The organism is Rhodopseudomonas palustris, from assembly GCF_013415845.1.
GTDB classification, from domain to species: Bacteria; Pseudomonadota; Alphaproteobacteria; order Rhizobiales; family Xanthobacteraceae; genus Rhodopseudomonas; species Rhodopseudomonas palustris_F.
The window spans coordinates 1595311-1608713 of record NZ_CP058907.1 but is presented as its reverse complement, the minus strand read 5'-3'; the positions used below and the strand labels follow the sequence as shown (position 1 = coordinate 1608713).

Annotated in this window: 15 protein-coding genes; 3 read left to right on the top strand and 12 right to left on the bottom strand. The window is 65.1% G+C overall.

Annotation, left to right across the window (positions count from 1 at the left end; translation table 11 throughout):
* Positions 1–121: 121 nt before the first annotated feature.
* The 9 genes from pufA to HZF03_RS07440 all read right to left on the bottom strand — a co-directional run bounded on the left by pufA (position 122) and on the right by HZF03_RS07440 (position 8102).
* A complete protein-coding gene (gene pufA, locus HZF03_RS07480) occupies positions 122–313 on the bottom strand; it encodes a light-harvesting antenna LH1, alpha subunit (RefSeq protein WP_011157087.1) in 192 nt (63 codons plus the stop codon).
* A gap of 15 nt (positions 314–328) precedes the next feature.
* Entirely contained in the window at positions 329–526 is a 198-nt protein-coding gene (pufB, locus tag HZF03_RS07475) for a light-harvesting antenna LH1, beta subunit (protein WP_011157086.1), read from the bottom strand.
* Positions 527–679: 153 nt separating this feature from the next.
* The gene (locus HZF03_RS07470) at positions 680–904 is read right to left on the bottom strand and encodes a hypothetical protein (protein WP_012495147.1); all 225 of its coding nucleotides are present in this window, start codon (positions 902–904) and stop codon (positions 680–682) included.
* Positions 905–981: 77 nt separating this feature from the next.
* Entirely contained in the window at positions 982–2430 is a 1449-nt protein-coding gene (gene bchZ, locus HZF03_RS07465; RefSeq protein WP_119019447.1) for a chlorophyllide a reductase subunit Z, read from the bottom strand.
* Entirely contained in the window at positions 2430–4016 is a 1587-nt protein-coding gene (gene bchY / locus HZF03_RS07460) for a chlorophyllide a reductase subunit Y (RefSeq protein WP_012495146.1), read from the bottom strand. Before bchY ends, bchZ begins: the two co-directional genes overlap by 1 nt.
* A 23-nt stretch (positions 4017–4039) precedes the next feature.
* Entirely contained in the window at positions 4040–5038 is a 999-nt protein-coding gene (locus HZF03_RS07455) for a chlorophyllide a reductase iron protein subunit X (RefSeq protein WP_011157083.1), read from the bottom strand.
* Positions 5038–5976 (bottom strand): chlorophyll synthesis pathway protein BchC, encoded by a 939-nt coding sequence (bchC, locus tag HZF03_RS07450; protein ID WP_011157082.1) that lies wholly within the window; start codon positions 5974–5976, stop codon positions 5038–5040. Before bchC ends, HZF03_RS07455 begins: the two co-directional genes overlap by 1 nt.
* An 88-nt stretch (positions 5977–6064) precedes the next feature.
* Positions 6065–7186, bottom strand: coding sequence for a methyltransferase (locus tag HZF03_RS07445; RefSeq protein ID WP_119019448.1), 1122 nt, complete (start codon positions 7184–7186; stop codon positions 6065–6067).
* Positions 7187–7235: 49 nt separating this feature from the next.
* Entirely contained in the window at positions 7236–8102 is an 867-nt protein-coding gene (locus HZF03_RS07440; protein ID WP_012495143.1) for a polyprenyl synthetase family protein, read from the bottom strand.
* 121 nt (positions 8103–8223) lie between these two features.
* Between HZF03_RS07440 and crtD the strand changes: the two genes are divergently transcribed.
* Both crtD and HZF03_RS07430 read left to right on the top strand, forming a co-directional pair.
* Positions 8224–9783 (top strand): 1-hydroxycarotenoid 3,4-desaturase CrtD, encoded by a 1560-nt coding sequence (gene crtD / locus HZF03_RS07435; RefSeq protein WP_119019449.1) that lies wholly within the window; start codon positions 8224–8226, stop codon positions 9781–9783.
* Positions 9784–9787: 4 nt separating this feature from the next.
* On the top strand, positions 9788–10741 hold the full coding sequence (locus tag HZF03_RS07430; protein WP_119019450.1) for a carotenoid 1,2-hydratase: 954 nt from the start codon (positions 9788–9790) through the stop codon (positions 10739–10741).
* A 26-nt stretch (positions 10742–10767) separates the two neighbouring features.
* Here the strand turns inward: HZF03_RS07430 and HZF03_RS07425 are convergent, their stop codons facing one another.
* Together HZF03_RS07425 and HZF03_RS24525 are read right to left on the bottom strand one after the other, a co-directional pair.
* Positions 10768–10920 (bottom strand): hypothetical protein, encoded by a 153-nt coding sequence (locus HZF03_RS07425; RefSeq protein ID WP_162843682.1) that lies wholly within the window; start codon positions 10918–10920, stop codon positions 10768–10770.
* Positions 10917–11051 (bottom strand): hypothetical protein, encoded by a 135-nt coding sequence (locus HZF03_RS24525; RefSeq protein ID WP_011157077.1) that lies wholly within the window; start codon positions 11049–11051, stop codon positions 10917–10919. Before HZF03_RS24525 ends, HZF03_RS07425 begins: the two co-directional genes overlap by 4 nt.
* Positions 11052–11351: 300 nt before the next feature.
* Between HZF03_RS24525 and HZF03_RS07420 the strand changes: the two genes are divergently transcribed.
* Positions 11352–12188: a universal stress protein gene (locus HZF03_RS07420; protein WP_119019451.1), complete on the top strand. Its 837-nt coding sequence runs from the start codon at positions 11352–11354 to the stop codon at positions 12186–12188.
* Between the two features lie 49 nt (positions 12189–12237).
* Here HZF03_RS07420 and hemF read toward each other — a convergent pair whose 3' ends face one another.
* Positions 12238–13149: an oxygen-dependent coproporphyrinogen oxidase gene (hemF, locus tag HZF03_RS07415; protein WP_011157075.1), complete on the bottom strand. Its 912-nt coding sequence runs from the start codon at positions 13147–13149 to the stop codon at positions 12238–12240.
* Positions 13150–13403 lie beyond the last annotated feature (254 nt).

Below are 13403 nucleotides of genomic sequence, written 5' to 3'. Positions count from 1 at the left end.
TCCGCGTGCGAGCCAGGGAAAATCCATCGTCGTCGTCCAGTCCATGTCGCTTCCCGGAAGGGTGTGGGCCCGGCAGATCGGTCCGTTTCCCAGCCCTTCCGGCAAGCAGTGAGTCACGCCATTAGACCGGCATGCTCGGCGGAGTGAACGGCAGCGAGATCGACGCCGCCTTCGCCGCACGCGGACCATCGAGCCAGTTGAACCGGCTGGTGCTCAGCAGGATGAAGTGGATGATGATGGCCAGGCCGAACAGGAACACGAACAGCAGGACCAGCGCGCGACGCGGATCAAACAGAAGCCAAATTCGCCACATAGTAGTCGTCTCCCCTTAGCACAGGAACGAGGTCAGTTGATGAACGCTGTCCATCGCGTAGCCGGTCGCTTTGGGCAGCCACGGACGCCACATCCAGGCGAGGATGTGAGCGACAACCGCAACGACGATGAAGAGGAAGAAGCTGGTCACGAAGATCGAGTGGAATTCCTTGGCTTCCGCTTCGGAAAGTCCCGAGATGGAACCGTCACTCATTTGGTCACCTCCTAGTGATGGCCTTTCGGCCGACACGCTGCCCGAGCGAGGGCAGCAACGATTGCCGTATCGTTTCCGAAACGACAGCGATTTACCGTTTCGTCTCCAAAACGGCAGCCTTCCGTCCGGCGGAGGCCGGACGAAATTCCCGAATTACATTCCCATGAACGACGACGTCACCAGCACGCTCGCGGCGTTGTGAGCCTCGCTAAATACCGATTCCTGGGAGCCGGATTTCTTGCGCCACGGCATGGCACGAGCCACGATCGCGCGGGTCAGAAACAGCGCGTAGCACGCACCGAACATCAACCGACATTCGAACGCAGCACTATCCGGAAGAACCCTCGAGCGACGGCCGGTGTGGACATAGTCGGACATCGATCATCTCCTCACTCTTGGATTGCTCATAATTGGTCGCGACATTGTGAAGCGCATTGTTCTAGCTCAAATCATCGTTACACCGATTGCCCGTCGAGCAGCGCCGCACGCGCTTTACTGACGAACTCGGTAGTGACTTTTTCCTGTCCGGCACGACGCGCGCTGTTTTCAGCGGCATCGCGCAGACGTTTTGCCGCAGAGATCCGCACCAGCACCGGGTGCTGCTCGAGCACTTCGTCGAGCAGCGCCTTGGCTTCATCGCTCCACAGCAATTCTTCATGCCGGCGAGCCGGCGTCGGATCGACGCGATCGAGGTCGCTGCCGAGCGGCAGGATGTTGAAAAGCGCGTCGAATAGCGCGTTGCAGACTTCCTGCACCAGATAAGTGGCGCCGGAATACCCCATGAACGGCGTGCCGGTGTGACGGCGGATCACAGCACCCGGGAATGACGCCGGAATGTACACGGCGCGACCACCGGTCTCGGCCAAGTACATTCTTTCGTTGTAGCTGCCGAACATGATCAGCGGCGGAGTCTGGCGAATCGCCGCACGCACCGCTCCGTTATCGGTCTTCTTGCCGACGCAGCGCGAGACCGCGAAGGTGCACGGCAGCCCCATCTCGTCTTCGAGGAAATGCCGCACGCCGCGGGCGTAGGTATCCGTGGCGACGACCGCGAAGCTGGCGGTGCCGAAGAAGTCCTGGGTCACCGACCGCCACAGATCCCACAGCGGCTTGATGGTGGTGTTCTTCTCGCGCTCGATGAACGGCTCGGGATCGAGGCCGGTGAGCTCACCGAGCTTGCGCAGGAAGCGCGTCGTCGAATGCAGGCCGATTGGCGCCTGCAGGTACGGGCGCTCCAATGATTCGCACAGCAGCCGACCGAACTCGCGATACATGCAGACGTTGACGTCGGCATTCACCAGCTTGGGAATATCAGCGAGGTGAGTCCCGAGCGGGAACACCATGTTGACTTCGGCGCCGATGCCTTCGATCAGCCGGCGGATTTCGGCGAGATCGGACGGCATGTTGAAGGTGCCGTAGATCGGTCCGATGATGTTGACCCGCGGCTTCTCGCCGTCCTTGCGCTTGCGCTCGGGAATCTTCTTCGGGCCGTATTCTTTCCACAGCCACGAGATCGCGCGGTCGGCGCTCTGCCACTGATCTTCGTCGATCGTGCGCGGCAGGAAGCGCTTGATGCCGGTGCCTTCGGGCGTGACGCCGCCGCCGATCATCTCGGCGATCGAGCCGGTGACGACGACTGCCGGCAGATAGGGATCAAGGGCCTTGTGGGCGCGGTGCATCGCGCCTTCGGTGCCGAGCTTGCCGAGTTCTTCTTCGCCGAGGCCGGTGACGACGATCGGCAGTTCGTGCGGCGGCAGCGCATCGGTGTAGTGCAGCACCGAGGTCACCGGCAGGTTTTCGCAACCGACCGGACCGTCGATAATCACCTGCAGGCCCTTCACCGCGGTGAAGGCGTACACGGCGCCCCAATAGCCGCCGGCGCGATCGTGATCGAGGACGAGCATCAGATCATCTCCTCCGCCTTGCGCTTCTTGGCTGCGGCTTCGATCTGCTTCTTGTACTTCTCGCGATAGGCAGGAACGTCCTTCGGAGTGTCTTCCCAAACGCCGGCGGCATAGCCCTGCCCGACGTCGCCGAAGAACTCCTTCATCTCGTCGAATCGCGCCTTGTTGCCGAGCGCGGCATTGATCACTTGCGCCAGCGAGCCGGCGCCGGCGGGACCGAACAGCGGCCGCGCCGAGATCAGGTTGGTGAAGTACAAGGCCGGGATCGACATCGTCTTCGCCTTCTGCACCACCGGGGTGGTCCCGATGGCGAGATCCGGCATGAATTCGTCGACCGCAGCGAAGTCCTGCTCGAGCGAGGCGCGGTACTGCACCCGCACGCCCTTGGCCTCGAGCCATTCGCGATCCGGATCCGACCACTGCGTGCGCGGCACCGCGGTGCCGACATACGGCACATTCGCGCCGCTCTCGATCAGCAGCCGCGCGACCAAGAGCTCCGAGCCTTCGTAGCCGGAGACAGTGATACGGGCATTGATCGGCTTGGCGGCGAGCGCGGCCTTGATGGCCGGCAGGAAGCGATTCTTGGCGGCGTCGATCTTAGAGCGTTCGACGTTGCAGGCTGTGCCGATCGCTTCCAGCCACGCCTCGGTGCCGTCGTGACCGACCGGCGCCGAGCCGACGACCTTGCGGCCGGCGAGATCGAACTGGCGAATGCACGATTTGTAGAACGGGTGAATCGCCGCAACGACCTGGCAGTCGAGCGCCGCATAGAGCTCGCGCCACTCGCGGGTCGGCACCACCGGACCCACGGCGAGGCCGAGCGGATCGAGCATCAGGTTGATACCAACCGGATCGGCCGGGAACATTTCACCCAGCAGCGTCACGGTCGGGCGCTCGCTGCGGCCGCCGCGCGGCGCCTGCACCGGGCCCTGCTCCGCTTCCTTGCGGGCGTATTCGAGCATCGCACCGGCCAGCACGTCCTTAGCCTCGGCGTGAGTCGGCACGCCGAAGCCCGGCACGTCGATGCCGATGATGCGGACGCCGTTGATCTCCTTCGGCAGCAGATCGAGCGGTACGCCCGACGCCGTCGGCACGCAGAGGTTAGTAATGATGATGGTGTCGTACTGCGACGGATCGGCCAGCTTGTAGACCGCCTCGCGGATGTCTTCGAACAGCTTGCCGGTGACCAGCGTTTCCGAACTGAACGGCACGTAGCCGACGGTGCGGCGGGCGCCGTAGAAGTGCGACACGAAGGTCAGTCCGTACACGCAGCAGGCCGAGCCGGACAGCACGGTCGCGGTGCGGCGCATGCGCAAACCGACGCGCAGCGAACCAAACGCCGGGCACATGCTCTGCGGCTGATCGTGCGGCCCCTTCGGATAGTCGGCGGCGTAGCGTTCGAGCACGTCGCTCTTGCCGGCGGCTTCCGCCGCCGCCTTCATCTGCGCGGCACCGGCATGGCAGCCGAGGCCGTCGTTCTTCGTCGCAGCCTGATTGATCGACGACGTATCGACGTCCGAAAACTCGGCCGCATCATCGACGATCGATCCGGCGACGGGGCCGGAATAGCGAGACATGACGCTCATGACGAACTCCCGATCACCCGATCTCAGACCTCGTCGTAGATCACTTCGAGCGACGGCTTGTTCAGCACCGCAGCGCCGCACATATCTGCCATCGTCGCCGGCTCGAGCACGACATCACGCCCGGTGACGTCGCTGGAGAACAGGCCGAGCAACCCGTCCTGAGTCAGCGGCTTCGGCCGGACCGGCGGTGCCGTGGCGACGTTCTCGGCGAGCGTGGCGAACAGCGGACCCCACTGCCCGTCCGGTAGACCGACGATTTCGTAGTTGGCGCTCTTGCGGCGGATGCCTTCGTCGGCGGGAATCGCCGACAGCACCGGAATGCCGGCCGCCTTGGCGAACGCCTGAGCTTCGCCGGTGCCGTCATCCTTGTTGATCACCATGCCGGCGACGCCGACATTGCCGCCGAGCTTGCGGAAGTATTCGACCGCCGAGCAGACGTTGTTGGCAACGTACAGCGACTGCAGGTCGTTGGAGCCGACGATGATCACCTTCTGACACATGTCGCGGGCGATCGGCAGGCCGAATCCGCCGCACACCACGTCGCCCAGGAAGTCGAGCAGCACGTAGTCGAAGCCCCACTCGTGGAAGCCGAGCTTCTCCAGCGTCTCGAAGCCGTGGATGATGCCGCGACCGCCGCAGCCGCGGCCGACTTCCGGACCGCCGAGCTCCATCGCGAACACGCCGTCGCGCTTGAAGCAGACATCGCTGATGGTGACTTCCTCGCCGGCGAGCTTCTTCTTCGACGAGGTCTCGATGATGGTGGGAGTGGCCTTGCCGCCGAACAGCAGCGAAGTGGTGTCGCTCTTCGGATCACAGCCGATCAGCAGCACTTTCTTGCCCTGCTGCGCCATCATGTAAGACAGGTTGGCGAGCGTGAAGCTCTTGCCGATGCCGCCTTTGCCGTAGATCGCAATGATCTGGGTTTCTTTGGTGACGGGAGTCGTCACCGGGGCATCGGGTTCAACCGACGCCTCGGCCCGGAGTTGTGCGTCTTGCAGGCTGATCTGCGGAACGACGTTCATCAGCTCGGTCTCCAATTCAGAACCATTTTGAGGCAGGCAGGGTCTTCGAAAGCGATCCGATAGGCGTCAGGTGCCGACGCCGCCTCCTGGTGGTGCGTGATCAGTCCATCGAGCGAGAGCTTGCCGCTTTCGATCAGCGCCTTGGTGGCGCCGATGTCCGGCGGCTGCCATTCCGCCGCAACCCGAATGCGTGCTTCACGCATGAAAGCGGGCGGGAACGAGAACGACAGCGGCTCGCTGTAAAACCCAGCGAGCACGATCTCGCCGGTGGCCGCGATGCGCGAGATCAAAGTGTCGAGTAATTTTGGATCGCCGCTGACATCGTAGATGCTGCGATAGTCGCGACGTTCGTCGGATGCGGGATCGACCACCGCATAACCTTCGGCACCGCCGGAGCGGATCGGGTTCTTCTCCCACACCACCGGCGGCGGATTGCCGAGCGCGATCGAAATCCGCGCCAACAGACGACCGAGCACGCCGTGACCGACGATGCAGTCGGGCGGTGTCGCGCCGCGCGCGGCGATCGCATGATAAGCAGTCGCAGCCAGCGCGATCAGAATGCCGCGCTCGCCGAGCTTCGAATCGAGCGGCACCACGCGCTTGGCGGGCACCACCAGCCGCGACGCCGAGGCGCCGAACAAGCCGCGCACTTCGCCAAAGCACTTCGCGCCGGGCACGAACACCATCTGGCCCGGCTTCAGGTCGGTGGCCGATCCAGCCTCAACGACCTCGCCAACCGACTCGTAGCCGGGGACCAGCGGGTAACCCATTCCGGGGAATTGCGGCATCCGGCCCGACCACAACAGCCGCTCCGTACCGGTGCTGACGCCACTCCAAGCCACATCGACAACGATGTCGTCGTCAGTCGGCGCCGTAAGGCTCAAGCGACTGAGTTCGACCTGTTGTGGCTGCTTGAGTACGACCGCGATGGTGTCCATCGCTTACTCCAAATTCCGAACGGCAGAGCTCTGCCGCCGACTGTCATGCTAAACTGACGGATCACAGTGTCAAGCCAGATTAACACAACTACCGTTTGGATGCGGTAATTACGGAAGCAACCAGCGGCATCGGAACCGGGTGCAAAGTGACCTGGGAGAAGCCCGCATTCTCCAACATCGCCTGCAGTCGAGGGAAGCTCCGGGCTTTCCCGGAGCCCATGGCGTAAAGGTAAAAGGCGAAATAGGCGTCGGAGATCGCAGCCGTCCCGGGAAGCCCGGCGATCGGCTCGGCGATCAGCAATTTCCCGTTGTCGGGCAAAGCCTTGTGGACGGCGCGCAGCAGCGCTTCGACGACCTCGTCGTCGTGGTCGTGGATCACCCGGACCAGCGAAACGATGTCGGCGCCTTCGGGGAGCGGGTCGGTGGTGAAACTGCCCCCGACCGCGGTCGCCCTGCCCTTCAGGCCGTTCGCCTCGAACCGGGCGGCCGCCTTCTCGGCTACCGCCGGCAGGTCGAACAGCATGCAGCGCAGCTGCGGCGCCTGCGCGGCGACCGCCGACAGGAACGAGCCGTCGCCGCCGCCGACGTCGAGCAGGCAGCGGTGATCGCGGAACGAATAGACGTGCAGCACCTCGCGGGCGATCATCGGCTGGGACGCCGCCATCAGCGCGGTATAGGACGCGATCGCATCGGCCGGCAGTTCGCCCGGCCGCTCGCCCCGGACATACGCCCAATACGCGGCGAGTTCCCCCCCACCGCGCGGCGCGCGCAGCAGCGCCACCGGATCGGCAAGATCCCGATATAGCATGGCGTGATGCGCCACGAGCGCCAGCACCCCCGGATTGCCGCGCAGTTCGGCGCCGAGCTGGCCGAGGCCGTAGCGTTGGCCGCTGCGCATCTGGAGCAGCCGAAGCGCAACCGCCCCATCGAGCAACACGCGCAACGAGTCCACAGGCAGCCCCAGCCGCACCGCAAGGTCTTCGGCGGTGGCCGGGCGCTCAGCGACAATGTCGAACAGCCGGAGCTGCACGCAGGCCAGCAGGATCTGTGAATAGACGAAGCCGGCGACGAGGTCGAACATCGCCACGGCACGCCGGCGCGCGACCGGACGCATCAACGGAAACACCGCTGCAAAGCGCTGAAAGCGCGGATTCGACAGGATCGAATCGCGCCAGCCGAGCAGCCGGTCACGCAGGCTCAATGAGACCATCTGGGTGTGCTACCACCGGCCAGCCGCGAAGGCCAAGCCGGCGGCCGCGTCAGGCCGCAGTCGCGGCCAGTTTCGCCGGCACCAGGCGTGTCGCTTCCGACATGATCAGCGACCGCAGCTCGTTGCCATTGGTGCATTCCGGCATCGCCTCGACGGCGCCGCGCACCAGCGACTTCAGGTGGTAGATCGCGCCATCGATACCCATCTCGCGCACCGCACTGGGGCGATCGTGGGCGACGTCCTGCCCAACCGGTTTGCCGATCTCTTCGACATCGGCGGCAGCGTCACGCAAATCGTCGGCAACCTGATAGGCTTCGCCGATCTTCTCACCGACCATCCGCCACGGCTCCGGATCGGAGCCGGCCGAAGCCGCGCCCATAGCGGTGGCGGCCACGAACAGCGCGCCGGTCTTGGAGCGGTGATAATGGGCGAGATTGATTTCGGTCTCACATTCCCAGGCCTGACCGGCGACGATGCCGAACGGCACGCCGACGGCGCCGCCGATGATCTGGGTCAGCTTCAGCAGGCGGTCCGCCGGGCCTTCGGCCCGCGCGATGGTCTGAAACGCCAGCACGATCATCGCGTCACCGGCAAGCACCGCGAGCGGTTCCCCGAACGCCTTGTGCACCGACGGGCGGCCGCGACGCAGGTCGGCACCATCGAAGCACGGAAGATCGTCATGGATCAGCGAGGCACAGTGCATCAGCTCAAGTGCGGCACCGGCCGCTTCGGTAATTCCCGGATTGTCTTCGCCGCAAGCAAGCGCCACGCTGTGGCAGAGCCGCGGACGAACGCGCGCCCCGCGCGGGAACACCGCGCTGCGCATTGCTGCCGCCAGCCGCGGCGGACATCCGGCCATGTCGGCCTGATTGAGCGCTTCTGTCAGAGCACGCTCGATCCGATTGGTCACGTCCATGGCCACACTCCCGCGCTTCAGGCACAAGTGTCAGTTTAACTTGTCATGCCAAACTGTAAGTTATTGTGGACACCTGTCAATGATATGGCTCAAAGACAGCTGAGCCGGAGTGAGAAAACGGATGCGAGACCAGACCGCGAGGAATCGCGTCATAGTGATCGGCGCCGGCGTCGCGGGACTGACGTCTGCGCTGACGCTGGCCGCACGCGGCTTCGACGTCACCGTGCTTGAACGCGCCGCCGCCCCCGGCGGCAAAATGCGCGAAGTGGCCATCGGTCCGGCGCGGATCGACAGCGGCCCGACCGTGTTCACGATGCGCTGGGTGTTCGAGGAGCTGTTCGCCGGCATCGGCCTGAACTTCTCCGACCATGTGCGCCTACGACCTTTGTCGGTCCTGGCCCGCCACGCCTGGGACGACACCCAGCATCTCGACCTGTTCGCCGATGAGGCCCGCTCGGCCGATGCGATCGGCGCGTTCGCCGGTGCTGCGGAAGCGAAGCGTTATCGGCAGTTTTGCGCCGACAGCCGGCGCATCTACGAGATTCTGGAAAAGCCATTCCTGCGCGCCACCGCGCCGAGCCTGCCGAAGCTGGCGACCGCCGGCGGCCTCAGCGGCCTGCTCGAGCTGCGCAAGATCCGCCCGTTCACTACGATGTGGAAAGCGCTCGGCGATTACTTCCACGATCCGCGGATGCGGCAGTTGTTCGGCCGCTATGCGACCTATTGCGGTTCCTCCCCCTTCGATGCGCCCGCGACGCTGATGCTGGTCGCCCATGTCGAACACGAAGGCGTCTGGATCATCGAAGGCGGCATGCATGCCCTGGCGCAGGCGCTCGCCGATTGCGCCACCAGCTTCGGCGCCACGATTCGCTACGAGCAGAGCGTGCGCGAGGTGATGGTTTCCGGCGGACGCGCTGCCGGCGTGGTCCTGGAAAGCGGCGAGCGGATCGAAGCGCATTCGGTGATCGTCAACGCCGATGTCGGTGCGCTGCCGGCCGGACTGTTCGGCGAAGCGGTGCGCTCTGCGGCCGCACCGTTGGCGCCGCGGTTGCGATCGCTGTCGGCCATGACCTGGAGCATGGTGGCGAAAACTGAGGGCTTCCCACTGAGCCGCCATTCGGTGTTCTTCTCGCGGGATTATCCACGGGAGTTCACCGAGATCTTCGGCCGCGGCGAGGTGCCGAGCGAGCCGACCGTGTATGTCTGCGCGCAGGACCGCATCGACGACGAGGCACGCTTGGCGGCAGGCGGCGAAGAGGAATTGCTGGTGCTGATCAACGCGCCGCCGGTCGGCGATCGCAAGAGCTTCGATCAAGCCGAGGTCGCGCGAGCCGCCGAACGCGCGTTCGGCGTGCTGCAGCGTTGCGGCCTGCGGATCGATGCCGATCCGGGCAAGACCCAGGTGACCACGCCGGCAGATTTCAACCGGCTGTTCCCGGCCACCGGCGGCGCGCTGTATGGTCGCGCCTCGCACGGCTGGAGTGCCTCGTTCGAACGTCCCGGAGCGGGTACAAAGATCGCCGGCCTTTATCTGGCCGGCGGCAGCACCCACCCGGGCCCCGGCGTGCCGATGGCCGCCCTGTCGGGTCGCGCTGCGGCGGCGACCCTGTTCGCCGATCTCGGCTTCACACCCGCCAGCCCGAAGCCTGCGCTTCGCCCGGCTGCTTCCAAGACGACGTGAGATTATGATTGCCTGGCCTAACGAAACCGACGAACGCCGCGCCGGATTCAATGTCGACATTCCGCACAACGGCTACGCCTGGTGGTACATCGACGCGATCAGCGACGATGGCCGCGAAGGGCTCACCATCATCGCCTTTATCGGCAGCGTGTTCTCGCCGTACTACGCGTTCGCGCGGCGCCGTGCGCCGGCCGATCCGCTCGATCACTGCGCCATCAACGCCGCGCTGTATCACGAGGCCGGCAAGCGCTGGACGATGACCGAGCGCGGCCGCGGCCGCGTCGCGCGCAACGTCAACTCCTTCCTGATCGGGCCGAGCGATCTCGGCTGGGACGGCAAGACGCTGACCATCAACATCCGCGAAACCGGCGCGCCGGTGCCGGGCCGGATCGAAGGCCGCGTCCGGGTGACGCCGGTCGCGATCACCAAGGATTTCTTCGTCCTCAATCCACAGGGCAATCATCGCTGGTGGCCGATCGCGCCGCGCGCGCGGGTCGAAGTCGATCTGCGCCGGCCAAATCTGTCGTGGCGAGGCGAAGGCTATCTCGACACCAACGCTGGCGACGAGCCGATCGAGACGGGATTCCGGCATTGGGAATGGGCGCGCGGCGCGATGCGCGACAAGACCGTGATCCTGTACGAGGCCGAGCGCCGCGACGGCAGTCGGGTCGACCTCGCCGTCACGTTCGACGCCGAAGGCAACAAGCAGGAATTCACCCCGCCGCAACTGTTGCCGCTGCCGCGCTCAGGCTGGAAGGTCGACCGCAGCGCCCGCAGCGAAGCCAGTGTCAAGCTGGTCCGCACCCTCGAAGACACTCCGTTCTACGCCCGCTCGATGGTGGAAACGACGTTGCTCGGCGAGAAGGTGACGCTGGTACACGAAAGCCTCTCCCTCGACCGATTCCGCATGCCGGTGGTGCAAGCGATGCTGCCGTTCCGGATGCCGCGGCGGAGGTAGTTGCCACAACTAACGCCATGACGGGGCTAGGTGCGTTCGTGCTCGGTGGTTGTTCTTTCCCTCTCCGCCTCGCGCTTACGATCCAGCCTCCGCCCCTGCCACTCGAGCACGGCCCAGCCGGCGGCGAACAGTCCGAGCATCAGGATTTCGAAGTAATTGAAGGCGCTGTCACTGTTCATTGCGCGGGGTCCTTGTCGCGCTCGGCGCGGGCGCGGTCGAGGCGTTTGCCTTGGCGCTCCAGCACCAGCCAGCCGACTGCCACGCAGAGCACGACCAGGATCAGTTCGATCAGTCCGTAATACTCCTCCACGGCAGGCCTCCATCGATGGCTGATACCCAAGAGGTAGCAGAATAACTGACTCTCGAGATTCTCCCATCGCGTTCTTCAATCGGCGCAACGCGGAACCGCAGCCGACCTCGTCTCCGGCCGCATGGTGAGTTGACTGCGATCGAATGCCGCTCGTGCGTCATCGCGACACATCGAAGGGGGCGGCAATCTCGCCAATGGTGGTGTCCCGAGCTAGCTCGGCCCGGCATGCCGTCCGACGACCCACGATCGTCGTACAGCAGCGGCCAACACTCTTCAGACGGCCGGAATGGGAGATCCAACATGTCCATGCTCAAGCGAACCCTGGTCTTGCTCGGCGATACGCCGTCGTCGCTGGCGGCGCGCGCTTATGCGTTCCGCCTGGTGCAGCAGACCGGCACTGACCTTACGGGGCTCGCCGGCGTCGATCTCGGCGAGATCGAAGCGCCGATGCTCGGCGGCATCGGCATGTCGGCCTACCAGACCCAGCTGCAGACCGAGTTGAAACGCCAAGCCGATGCCACGCGCGAGCGCCTGCAGGCAGCGTTCTCGGACGAATGCCGCAGCCGGTCGATCGCATGCGCAGCGCTGTCGTTCGAGGGCGACGCGGCCGACGGCTTTCGCCTCGCGACAGAAACCCGCGATCTCGCCATCGCCGGCCACGACACCGGATTCGGCGGCAGCCAGGAGCCGCTGTCGGCGGTGATCGCCAAGCTGGTGGTGCGAACGCCGCGGCCTCTGATCGTCTGTCCTGACGAACTACCGGCGGGCGACGCGGTGCTGATCGCCTATGACGGTAGTCTTCCGGCGATGCGCGCGCTGCAGGTGTTCGCGCTGCTGGGCCTCGGCGACGGCAAACAGATCTGCGTGCTGGCGATCGACCGCGACGAGGCTGCGGCCGTTCGCAAGGCCAACGCCGCTGCGGAGTTTCTGAAGATTCACGGACACGCGGCGCAAGCCGTACCGAGCTCGTCGGGCGACGACCCTGCGGACCTGATCCGCTCTGCCGTTGCCGAGCGCAACATCGGCACGGTGGTGATGGGCGCGTACGGAAATCGCGGATTCCGCGAAGCGCTGTTCGGCTCGACCACGGATGCGCTGGTCGACACCCCGCCCTGCGCGCTGTTTCTGTATCACTGACGCGACAGATCGCACCGCCGCTTGAACGCGACGGCGCCGGTCGTCGGCGTCAGCTCCAGCTCACCAGCGGCGGCATCGAGCTCATGATGGTCTCGGTATTGCCGCCGGTCTGCAAACCGAACATCGTGCCGCGATCGTAGAGCAGGTTGAACTCGACATAGAGCCCGCGGCAGGCGAGCTGCTGCGCCCGCTCCGCGTCGGTCCACGGTTCGATCATGCGCTTGCGCACGATCTTGGGATAGACGTCGAGCAGCGCCGAACCGACGGCGCGGGTGAAGGCAAAGTCGCGATCGAAATCGCCACTGTTGAGATAGTCGAAGAAGATTCCGCCGACGCCGCGTGCGACGCCGCGATGCGGCAGGAAGAAGTAGGTGTCGGCCCAGGGCTTGAACTTGTCATAATAGGCCGGATCGTGAGCGTCGCAGGCGTGCTTCATCGCGGTGTGGAAGATCACCGCGTCTTCGGCGTCCTGGCTGCGCTGCTCCGGCAGCATCGGCGTCAGGTCGGCACCGCCGCCGAACCACCCCTGCGAGGTCGACAAAAATCGCGTATTCATATGCACGGTCGGCACCCGCGGGCTACGCGGATGCATGATCAGGCTGATGCTGGTGGAGACGTAGTCCAGGCTGCCGTCGCCCGGCACGTTCTTGGCCATCTCCGGGGTCAGCTTGCCGTTCGCCGACGAGGTGTGGATGCCGATCTTTTCGAACAGCCGCCCGTTCGACAAGAAGCCGCCGACACCGCCGCCGGCACCGGTCTTCCGCTGCCACGGCTTGTAGGTGAAGGTAGCCGGCTCACCGGGAAACAGCTCCGCCGGCGCTTCGCGCTCCAGCGTTTCGATCTCGGCGCAGATCCTGTCGCGCAGCCCCTCGAACCAGGCCCGCGCCTGAGTCCGGCGAGCCTCGACGGGATTTTCAGAGGAAGCAGCGGGCGTGCGGTCGAGGTCAGTGTCGATGGTCATGGCCGTGATCCGTTGCGCAAGGTCTGCATCGGTATCACGCCATCGTGGCGGCTTCGAGAGTTTTTGCAAATCAGTTGCGTTTGATCTGCGCGCCGCCCTGGGGCTCGCAGCCCATCCTTCGAGACGGCCGCTACGCGGCCCCTCAGGATGAGGCTAAGGCGAGCGGATGCACGAAACTGGGCCTCGTGGAGTGTCGCTACGCACAGTGCTCCTCATGGTGAGGAGGCGCCCAGCGCCGTCCTCGAACCATGGGC

What these genes read in the sequence shown, in the direction of transcription:
- crtD (WP_119019449.1), top strand. Translation starts at nt 8,224, where the DNA reads ATGCGAGACCAGACCGCGAGGAATCGCGTCATAGTGATCGGCGCCGGC.
- bchZ (WP_119019447.1), bottom strand. Translation starts at nt 2,430, where the DNA reads ATGCTCGTCCTCGATCACGATCGCGCCGGCGGCTATTGGGGCGCCGTG.
- hemF (WP_011157075.1), bottom strand. Translation starts at nt 13,149, where the DNA reads ATGACCATCGACACTGACCTCGACCGCACGCCCGCTGCTTCCTCTGAA.
- HZF03_RS07420 (WP_119019451.1), top strand. Translation starts at nt 11,352, where the DNA reads ATGTCCATGCTCAAGCGAACCCTGGTCTTGCTCGGCGATACGCCGTCG.
- bchY (WP_012495146.1), bottom strand. Translation starts at nt 4,016, where the DNA reads ATGAGCGTCATGTCTCGCTATTCCGGCCCCGTCGCCGGATCGATCGTC.
- HZF03_RS07470 (WP_012495147.1), bottom strand. Translation starts at nt 904, where the DNA reads ATGTCCGACTATGTCCACACCGGCCGTCGCTCGAGGGTTCTTCCGGAT.
- HZF03_RS07445 (WP_119019448.1), bottom strand. Translation starts at nt 7,186, where the DNA reads ATGGTCTCATTGAGCCTGCGTGACCGGCTGCTCGGCTGGCGCGATTCG.
- bchC (WP_011157082.1), bottom strand. Translation starts at nt 5,976, where the DNA reads ATGGACACCATCGCGGTCGTACTCAAGCAGCCACAACAGGTCGAACTC.
- HZF03_RS07440 (WP_012495143.1), bottom strand. Translation starts at nt 8,102, where the DNA reads ATGGACGTGACCAATCGGATCGAGCGTGCTCTGACAGAAGCGCTCAAT.
- HZF03_RS07430 (WP_119019450.1), top strand. Translation starts at nt 9,788, where the DNA reads ATGATTGCCTGGCCTAACGAAACCGACGAACGCCGCGCCGGATTCAAT.
- HZF03_RS07455 (WP_011157083.1), bottom strand. Translation starts at nt 5,038, where the DNA reads ATGAACGTCGTTCCGCAGATCAGCCTGCAAGACGCACAACTCCGGGCC.
- pufB (WP_011157086.1), bottom strand. Translation starts at nt 526, where the DNA reads ATGAGTGACGGTTCCATCTCGGGACTTTCCGAAGCGGAAGCCAAGGAA.
- pufA (WP_011157087.1), bottom strand. Translation starts at nt 313, where the DNA reads ATGTGGCGAATTTGGCTTCTGTTTGATCCGCGTCGCGCGCTGGTCCTG.
- HZF03_RS07425 (WP_162843682.1), bottom strand. Translation starts at nt 10,920, where the DNA reads ATGAACAGTGACAGCGCCTTCAATTACTTCGAAATCCTGATGCTCGGA.